Source organism: Paraburkholderia sp. BGA-UO-ETr-F12, from assembly GCF_059567945.1.
The window spans coordinates 1-8,814 of sequence record NZ_JCAQOZ010000047.1 but is presented as its reverse complement, the minus strand read 5'-3'; the positions used below and the strand labels follow the sequence as shown (position 1 = coordinate 8,814).

The following is an 8,814-nucleotide window of genomic DNA, read 5'->3' as shown; positions in this document are numbered from 1 at the left end:
GTGGTGCATCTGGAATCTGTCGCCTCGCACACTTCGCCTTAGTGACAAGGCAGTCATACCTCCGGCGGCGCTGCGCGCGCCGATACCCCGTTCCCATCCCCACCCGCTACGACTTCCCCCCGATCCGCCCACTGCGGTTTCGCGCCTTGATCCGCCCGCTGCGGTCTCGCGCCTTGATTCGCCCACTGCTGTTTTCGCGCCTTGATTCGCCCACTGCGGTTTTCGCGCCTCGATTCGCCCGCTGCGGTTTTCGCGCCTCGATTTGTCCAGATTCGGACTCGTCGGCGCATCGCTGTCACCAGGCCGCGGCCTCGCTTTCCCGGTTGCCCCGGTTCTCTGCTCGCTGTTGCCCCGCCGCTGCCCCGCTGCTGCGAGCGCAACCGCGGCAGCGAAAGCGAAAGCGAAAGCAACACACCGACATTTCCGAAGTGGGGTTGGCCAATCAGAGCGGGGGCATCTCGCCGAGGCGAAGCCGACGGCTCCCGCTGCGCGAAGCGAAGCCGCTGGTTTCCCTGGCAGCCCCGTCCGCGACGCACGCAGTGCGGAGTGGGAGCTGATGAGTCCTTTGTCAACGGCGCGGAGTGCGCGAGGGCACGGATTCCAGATGCACCACTACCGCTACTGTGCGGGGGACCCGCTTAAGAATTAGCGGTGTGAGCCGCTTTCTTTTGCCTACTTTTCTTTGCGGCAGGCAAAGAAAAGTAGGTGCCGCCCCGCACAGGGGCAACGCTAATAGACCACTAACAATTCAAGGAAAGGCCAAAAAGACCAAAAGACCAAAAGACCAACACCAGAACAAACCACGAAAACAGCAAACAAACCCCAAATTCCAGATCAACACCAAACCCACCGCAGGCACACAACCCAATAGCGCCCCCACCCGATTTGTGCTTTACTTTTCGGCAGACCCATAAAAAAACCCCAACCGCAAAAGCGGCCAAGCTTGCAGTCCCCACATCGGACCCTACGGAACAGGCAGCTGAAGGCAGGAAAAACAAAGGTCCGGTCTCACCCCATAAGGAGACAGCTTCATGGCGATCAGCATCAGTCTGACGGTGAACGGCGCGCCCATCAGCGCCTCAATCGACCCTAACACCCTGCTTGTCCAGTTCCTACGCGATCAACTTCGCCTAACAGGAACGCACATCGGCTGCGACACTGCCCAGTGCGGCGCATGCACGGTCCACCTGAACGGCCGCGCCATCAAATCCTGCAATATCCTCGCGGTCCAGGCCGAAGGCGCGAACGTGACCACCATCGAAGGTCTCGGCAAAGACGGCGCACTGCACCCGATGCAAGCCGCCTTCAAACACTGCCACGGCCTGCAGTGCGGTTTCTGTACGCCCGGCATGGTGATGAGCGCGGTCTCGCTCGTCGAGCGTCAACCCAATCTCACGGGCGACGACGTGCGGGCCCAACTCGACGGCAACCTCTGCCGCTGTACGGGATATCACAACATCGTCAAAGCAGTGCTCAAAGGCGCCGACGGCATGAAGTCCGCCGGTACGGCCACCGCCGCAGCAGCGGCCACCGCGCCCGCCACCGCCTGAGGAGACGACGATGAACGCACCCGACACCCATTTCATCGGCACCTCCGTCGAACGTAAAGAAGACTATCGGTTCCTCACCGGCAACGGTCAGTACACCGACGACGTCGTCCTGCCGCAGCAAACCTACGCAGTGTTCCTGCGCTCGCCGCACGCACACGCAAAAATCAACAGCATCGATGTCACGGCCGCCAAACAGTCGCCCGGCGTCATCGCGATCTTCACGGGCGCGGACATGGCCGCGGACAACGTCGGCGGACTGCCCTGCGGCTGGCTGATTCACAGCACCGACGGCAAGCCGATGAACGAGCCGCCTCACCCGATCATCGCGCATACGAAAGCGCGCCACGTCGGCGACCAGGTCGCGCTCGTCATCGCAGATTCGATCAAGGCCGCGAAAGACGCCGCCGAACTGATCGAGGTCGATTACGACGTGCTGCCGGCCGTGGTCGACACCGCGCACGCAGCCGATCCGGGCCAGCCCGCAGTCCACGACGAAGTGCCGGATAACGTCTGCTACAACTGGGGCCACGGCGACAAAGCCGCGACCGATGCCGCTTTCGCCAAAGCCGCGCACGTCACCACGCTCGACATCGTCAACAACCGCCTCGTCCCGAATGCGATCGAGCCGCGCGCGGTCAACGCCAGCTATTCGGCACAGGACGACAGCTACACGGTCTACGTCGCGAACCAGAATCCGCACGTGGAACGCCTGTTGATGGCCGCTTTCGTGCTGTCCTTGCCGGAATCGAAACTGCGCGTCATCGCGCCGGATGTCGGCGGCGGTTTCGGATCGAAGATTTTCCTGTACGCCGAAGACGTCGCGCTAACGTGGGCGTCGAAGAAGATTCGCCGGCCGGTCAAATGGACCGCGGAACGCTCGGAAGCGTTCGTATCAGACGCGCACGGCCGCGATCATGTGACCAAGGCCGAACTGGCAATGGACGCCGACGGCAAATTCCTCGGCATGCGCATTCATACGATCGCCAACATGGGCGCGTATCTGTCGACCTTCGCGTCGAGCGTGCCGACCATCCTGTACGCCACACTGCTCGCCGGGCAGTACACCACGCCCGCCATCTACGCCGAGGTGAAAGCGGTCTTCACCAACACCGTTCCAGTCGACGCCTACCGCGGCGCCGGCCGTCCGGAAGCGACGTACGTGGTCGAGCGTCTGGTCGAAACCGCAGCACGCGAGATGAAGCTCGATCCCGCGGAAATCCGCCGCCGCAACTTCATCCGTTCATTTCCGTACGCGACGCCAGTCGGCCTCACGTACGACACCGGCGACTACGACGCCACGCTGGACCGCGCGCTCGAACTCGCGGATGTGAAAGGCTTCCCGGCGCGCAAGCAGGAATCCGAAAAGAACGGCAAGCTGCGTGGCCTCGGCTACTCGTGCTACATCGAAGCCTGCGGGCTGGCGCCGTCGAACATCGCCGGGGCATTGGGCGCGCGCGCCGGGCTCTTCGAAGTCGGCCAGATTCGCGTGCATCCGACGGGTTCGGTCACCGTGTTCACCGGCTCCCACAGTCACGGCCAGGGACATGAGACGACCTTCGCGCAAGTGGTCGCGGACCGGCTCGGTATTGCACTCGAAAGCGTCGAGATCGTGCATGGCGACACCGGCCGCATTCCGTTCGGTATGGGCACCTATGGCTCGCGCTCGATCGCGGTGGGCGGCTCGGCGATCATGAAGGCGCTCGACAAGATCGAAACCAAGGCGAAGAAGATCGCCGCGCATTTGCTGGAAGCCGCGGCGGAAGACATCGAGTTCAAGGATGGCGTGTTCCGCGTCGCGGGCACCGATCGGACCAAGGCATTCGCCGAGATTTCACTCGCCGCCTACGTGCCGCACAACTATCCGCTCGACGTGCTCGAACCGGGTCTCGACGAGAGCGCATTCTACGATCCGAGCAACTTCACGTATCCGGCGGGTTCGTACGTCTGCGAGATCGAGGTCGATCCGCAGACGGGCGTGTGCCGCATTCAGCAGTTCACCGCGGTCGACGATTTCGGCAACGTGATCAATCCGATGATCGTGGAAGGCCAGGTGCACGGCGGACTCGCCCAAGGCATCGGCCAGGCGATGCTGGAGCGCTGCGTGTACGACAACGAGAGCGGTCAGTTGCTATCCGGTTCCTACATGGACTACGCGATGCCGCATGCGTCCGATCTGCCGAACTTCACCGTCGAAACCGCGAAAGGCACGCCATGCACGCACAATCCGCTCGGTGTGAAAGGCTGCGGCGAGGCGGGCGCAATCGGCTCGCCCCCGGCGGTAATCAACGCGATCCTCGACGCCCTCGCGCCGCTCGGCGTGACCGACCTGCAGATGCCGGCCACACCGCATCGCGTGTGGTCCGCGATTCAAGCTGCCAAACAACCCCACTAAGATCCTGAGCGGAGCATTCGACATGTATTCATTCGAGTATCAACGCGCGACGGATCCGAAAGCAGCCGTTGCAGCCATTAACGCCGACAGCGACGCAAAGTTTCTCGCCGGCGGACAAAGCCTGTTGCCAACCATGCGCCTGCGTCTTGCGCAGCCCTCGCAACTGATCGACGTGACGCGGATTCCGGCGCTCAAATCGATCAGCGTCGATGCCGGCAAGGTGACTGTCGGCGCAGCCGTCTGTCACGCGGATGTCGCGGATCACACCGAGCTTCGGCGCGTACTGCCGGCGCTGGCGGATCTCGCCGCGCACATCGGCGATCGCCAGGTACGCGCGCTCGGCACGATCGGCGGTTCGCTCGCGAACAACGATCCGGCCGCCTGCTATCCGGCAGCGGCGATGGCGCTGGATGCAACCATCGTCACCGATCGGCGGCGGATCGGGTCGAGCGACTTCTTCGTCGGCATGTACGAAACGGCGCTGGCACCGGACGAGTTGATCGTAGCCGTCGAGTTTCCGGTGCCCGAACGCGCGGCCTACGAGAAATTCCGCAATCCGGCTTCGCATTTTGCGCTGGTTGGCGTATTCGTCGCAAAGTTCGCGAGCGGTGTGCGGGTCGCGGTGACGGGTGCGGCGGCTTCGGTATTTCGCGTGCCGGAACTGGAAAGCGCGCTATCGGCGAATTTCACGCCCGACGCCGCGCGAGCGGTGAGCATCTCCGATACCGACCTGAACACTGACATGCACGCGAGCGCCGAATATCGCGCGCATCTGATCCCGGTGCTGGCCGCGCGCGCGGTGACGAAGGCAAACGGTTAGCGATCCTTCTGGTCAGCGACTGACGCGGCGTGCCCCGGCACGGCGCGTTAGCCGCGTTTCACCTTGCAGCCTCAGGAACATCATGCAACCGGCTTCAATCGACGACACTCTCGCGCAGCTCGCAGCCCAGGATTACTTCGCGAGCCGTGAACTCGCGACCGCGTTGTATCTCGCGCTGCGCATGGAACGGCCGCTGTTCGTCGAAGGCGAGCCGGGTGTCGGCAAGACCGAACTCGCCAAAGCCGCGGCGGGGATGCTCGGCACCTCGATGCTGCGGCTGCAATGCTACGAAGGCCTCGACACCGCCAGCGCGTTGTACGAGTGGGACTATCCGCGCCAGATCATGGCGCTACGTCTCGCCGAAGCCGCTGGTGAGCGGCCCGGCAACGACACGCTGTATCGCAGCGAATTCTTGCTGAAGCGACCGCTGCTGCAAGCGTTGATGCCCGACGAAAATCACCCGGGCGCGCGGCGCGTGCTGCTGATCGACGAAATCGACCGTGCCGACGAGCCGTTCGAAGCCTTCCTGCTGGAACTGCTTTCGGACTTTCAGATATCGATTCCCGAGTACGGCACGGTGCGCGCGGCGCAGCGGCCGCTTGTCGTAATGACGTCGAACCGGACGCGCGAAGTGCACGACGCCTTGAAGCGCCGTTGCCTGTATCAATGGATCGGCTATCCCGAGCGCGATCGTGAACTTGAAATCGTCGCCGCGCGTGCGCCGCAGACGTCGGTGGAATTGCAACGGCGTGCCGTCGATTTCGTGCACCGGCTGCGCGGCATGGATCTGTTCAAGGCGCCCGGTATCGCCGAGACGATCGACTGGTGCCGTGCATTGGAAGCACTGTCAGTAACGGAACTCGACCCGCAATCGGTGCAGAACACGCTAGGTGTGCTGCTTAAGTATCAGGACGATCTGGCGCGCGTGGATGCCGCGCAGATCGCGCAATGTCTCGCGACGCCGGAGTAGCGGCGATGACCGCGTCCGCCGGATCACCGGCCACACCATCCGCGCCGCTCGATACGCCTACCCTGGCGCGCAACGTCGTGCACTTTGTGCGCGTGCTGCGCAGTGCGGGTTTGCCGATGTCACCGGCCCAGGCCGTCGATGCACTCGCCGCGTTGCACTGGATCGACCTCGGCCGGCGCGACGATGTCCGTGCCGCGCTCGCCACGCTGCTGGTCCGCGCACCGGACGAACGCGACCTCTTCAACGCCGCCTTCGATCTGTTCTGGCGCGATCCGGATTGGGAAGGCAAGCTGCGCGCGCTGTTGCTGCCCAAAGTGCGCGATGGCCTGCCGCCGCCCAAACGCAACAACCGGCTCGCCGATGCGCTGGCTGTGCGCGCGCCACCCTCACCGCATCGCCAGCCGCCGCAGGAAACCGAACAGCACGAACTGCACGCGCACGTCACCTTCAGTGCCGAAGAGCGGCTGCGTCATCGCGATTTCGACACGCTTTCCGCAGACGAATGGCGCACCTTGCGTCACCTGATCCGTGGCCAGCGTCTGCCGCTCGCCACCGAACCGACGCGCCGTCTGAAGGCTGCCTCGCACGGCACCCACGCGGACTTGCGCGCGAGCGCCCGGCACGCGGTGCGCGCGGGGGGCGACTGGACGGTGTGGAAATATCGCGCGGTGGTGGAACGCAAACCGCCGCTGGTCCTGCTGCTCGATATCTCCGGCTCGATGAGCCACTACTCGCGCGCGGTGCTGTATTTCTGCCACGCGCTGTTGCAGTCGCGTGAGCGCCTGCAGGTGTTTCTGTTCGGCACGCGCCTGACCAATGCGACGCGCGCGCTGCGCGAACGCGATCCTGACGTGGCAATCGCGACGCTCACCGATCAGGTGGTCGACTGGTCGGGCGGCACACGGATCGGCGCCGCGCTCGCCGAATTCAACCGACGCTGGGCTCGCCGCGTGCTGACCGGCCGCGCCACCGTGCTGCTCGTCACCGACGGCCTCGACCACGAAGCGATCGACGTGCTCGACGCCGAGATGGCCCGCCTGCGCCGCTTCGCGCACCGTATCGTGTGGCTCAATCCGCTGTTGCGGTTCAGCGGTTTTTCACCAAAAGCGCGCGGCGTGCAGGCGATCCTGCCGTATGTCGACGCACATCGTCCCGTCCATAACCTGGACAGTCTGACGGCGTTCGGCCGCGATCTCGCGCAACTCACGCGAGCGCCACGTGTGCCCCGTTTCGCCGTATCCGCCACGACAATTGCAGGAGCAACGCCATGGAATTGAGTGAAACCCATACGCTGCCGGTTTCCCAGCAGCGCGCCTGGGATGCGCTGAACGACACCGAAATCCTGCGCGCATGCATTCCCGGCTGCGAGAGTATCGACCCGGATGGCGACAATGCGTACGCGGTGGTGATGAGCGCATCGGTCGGTCCCGTGAAGGCTCGCTTCAAAGGGCGTATGCTGCTGACCGACATCGAGGCGCCGAACACTTACACCATCGTTTTCGAAGGCCAGGGTGGCGCGGCGGGCTTCGGCAAGGGCAATGCGCATGTCACTCTCGAACCCGAAGGCGATGACGCGACGAAGCTCACCTACACGGCCACGGCTCAGGTCGGCGGCAAGCTCGCGCAGATCGGTTCCCGGCTGGTCGACGGCGCGGCGCGTAAAATCGCGGGCGAATTTTTCAAGCGCTTCGGCGCGCAGGTCGGCGGCGACACGGATAGCGCGACGCCCCCGGAAGACGGCGACGCTGCAGCCGCTGACACGACGGCGCAGAATACGGAATCGGACGAGGCTGCGGACACTGAGTCTGGCGGCGACGAAACAAAAGGGAAGAAATCATGGAAAGCGTGGATCTCGAAGTTCTGAAGTCCAGCGCCCGTTGGCTGGAGGAAGGACATCGCGCGCTGCTGGTGACGGTGGTGAAAACGTGGGGCTCGTCGCCGCGTCCTGAGGGCGCGATGCTCGCGGTGCGGGACGACGGACTTGTGGTGGGATCGGTATCGGGCGGCTGCATCGAAGACGATCTGATTGAGCGCGTGCGGCAAAGGGGTATCGAGCAGAGCCGCCCGGAGGCGGTGAAGTACGGCATCACGGCTGAGGAAGCGCATCGCTTCGGACTGCCGTGCGGCGGAACGATCCAGTTGGTGCTGGAGCCCTTGACGCCGCAAAGCGGGATTGCCGAGCTGTGCGCTGCGGTGGAGGACGGCCGTCTGGTGGCACGCGAAGTCGACATGGTGACGGGCGCGGTGCGGCTCGATGCGGCGCAGGCGACCGATGGCGTGCATTTCGACGGTGAGCGTCTGTTGACGATTCACGGCCCGCGATACCGGATGCTGGTGATCGGCGCGGGGCAGTTGTCGCGCTATCTGTGCAATATCGCGGTTGGGCTCGACTATCAGGTCACTGTGTGCGATCCACGCGAGGAGTACACCGAGGAGTGGAATATTCCCGGCACGAAGATCGTACGGACGATGCCGGACGATACGGTGATCGAGATGAAGCTCGATGAGCGGTGTGCGGTGATTGCGTTGACGCATGATCCGAAGCTGGATGATCTTGCTTTGATGGAAGCGTTGAAGACGCCGGCTTTTTACGTGGGGGCTTTGGGGTCGAGAAGGAATAATCAGGCGCGGCGCGAGCGGCTGAAAGAGTTCGATCTGAATGAGGCTGAGTTGGCCCGGTTGCATGGGCCGGTGGGGATTTATATCGGCAGCCGGACGCCGCCTGAGATTGCGGTTTCTATTCTTGCCGAGGTCACTGCGGCCAAGAATGGGGTTTCGTTGCCGACTTTATTGCAGGTTGAGGGCGCTAAGGCCGCGCGGGAGATAGCGGCTTCGGGTGGGGCTGCTTGTAGTGTCTAACGTTTTGGCCTGTTCGGCGGTTTTTGTTGTTGGCCTGGCTCTTTGGCCTTTCCTTGTTGTGTTAGTGGTCTATTAGCGTTGCCCCTGTGCGGGGCGGCACCTGGACCTATCCGTAATTTCGTGGGCGGGGCATATCATGAAGGATGGAAATCATGGATATGCCGATCATGAAGAAGAAACGTACCGTCGCCTCGCAGGCAGCGGCCCGAGGGCCGCTGCCTGA

Annotated in this window: 7 protein-coding genes; all 7 read left to right on the top strand. The window is 63.6% G+C overall.

Annotated elements, in window-relative coordinates:
- The first annotated feature begins 1,031 nt into the window (after nucleotides 1–1,031).
- The 7 genes from AC57B6_RS21535 to AC57B6_RS21505 all read left to right on the top strand — a co-directional run bounded on the left by AC57B6_RS21535 (nucleotide 1,032) and on the right by AC57B6_RS21505 (nucleotide 8,591).
- Nucleotides 1,032–1,550 carry a (2Fe-2S)-binding protein gene (locus AC57B6_RS21535; RefSeq protein WP_496422069.1) on the top strand — a complete coding sequence of 173 codons (519 nt, stop codon included), beginning with the start codon at nucleotides 1,032–1,034 and terminating at the stop codon, nucleotides 1,548–1,550.
- Between the two features lie 10 nt (nucleotides 1,551–1,560).
- A complete protein-coding gene (locus tag AC57B6_RS21530) occupies nucleotides 1,561–3,942 on the top strand; it encodes a xanthine dehydrogenase family protein molybdopterin-binding subunit (protein WP_028197761.1) in 2,382 nt (793 codons plus the stop codon).
- 22 nt (nucleotides 3,943–3,964) lie between these two features.
- Nucleotides 3,965–4,762: an FAD binding domain-containing protein gene (locus tag AC57B6_RS21525; protein ID WP_281663289.1), complete on the top strand. Its 798-nt coding sequence runs from the start codon at nucleotides 3,965–3,967 to the stop codon at nucleotides 4,760–4,762.
- Nucleotides 4,763–4,844: 82 nt separating this feature from the next.
- A complete protein-coding gene (locus tag AC57B6_RS21520) occupies nucleotides 4,845–5,732 on the top strand; it encodes an AAA family ATPase (RefSeq protein WP_454804872.1) in 888 nt (295 codons plus the stop codon).
- 5 nt (nucleotides 5,733–5,737) lie between these two features.
- The gene (locus AC57B6_RS21515; protein ID WP_496422068.1) at nucleotides 5,738–7,009 is read left to right on the top strand and encodes a vWA domain-containing protein; all 1,272 of its coding nucleotides are present in this window, start codon (nucleotides 5,738–5,740) and stop codon (nucleotides 7,007–7,009) included.
- Nucleotides 7,000–7,596: an SRPBCC family protein gene (locus AC57B6_RS21510; protein ID WP_028197757.1), complete on the top strand. Its 597-nt coding sequence runs from the start codon at nucleotides 7,000–7,002 to the stop codon at nucleotides 7,594–7,596. The genes AC57B6_RS21515 and AC57B6_RS21510 overlap by 10 nt, the downstream gene beginning before the upstream one ends.
- Entirely contained in the window at nucleotides 7,569–8,591 is a 1,023-nt protein-coding gene (locus tag AC57B6_RS21505) for an XdhC family protein (protein WP_028197756.1), read from the top strand. Before AC57B6_RS21510 ends, AC57B6_RS21505 begins: the two co-directional genes overlap by 28 nt.
- Nucleotides 8,592–8,814: the final 223 nt, after the last annotated feature.

Coding starts and splice junctions, on each gene's coding strand:
- AC57B6_RS21530 (WP_028197761.1), top strand. CDS start 1,561: ATGAACGCACCCGACACCCATTTCATCGGCACCTCCGTCGAACGTAAA.
- AC57B6_RS21515 (WP_496422068.1), top strand. CDS start 5,738: ATGACCGCGTCCGCCGGATCACCGGCCACACCATCCGCGCCGCTCGAT.
- AC57B6_RS21525 (WP_281663289.1), top strand. CDS start 3,965: ATGTATTCATTCGAGTATCAACGCGCGACGGATCCGAAAGCAGCCGTT.
- AC57B6_RS21505 (WP_028197756.1), top strand. CDS start 7,569: ATGGAAAGCGTGGATCTCGAAGTTCTGAAGTCCAGCGCCCGTTGGCTG.
- AC57B6_RS21520 (WP_454804872.1), top strand. CDS start 4,845: ATGCAACCGGCTTCAATCGACGACACTCTCGCGCAGCTCGCAGCCCAG.
- AC57B6_RS21535 (WP_496422069.1), top strand. CDS start 1,032: ATGGCGATCAGCATCAGTCTGACGGTGAACGGCGCGCCCATCAGCGCC.
- AC57B6_RS21510 (WP_028197757.1), top strand. CDS start 7,000: ATGGAATTGAGTGAAACCCATACGCTGCCGGTTTCCCAGCAGCGCGCC.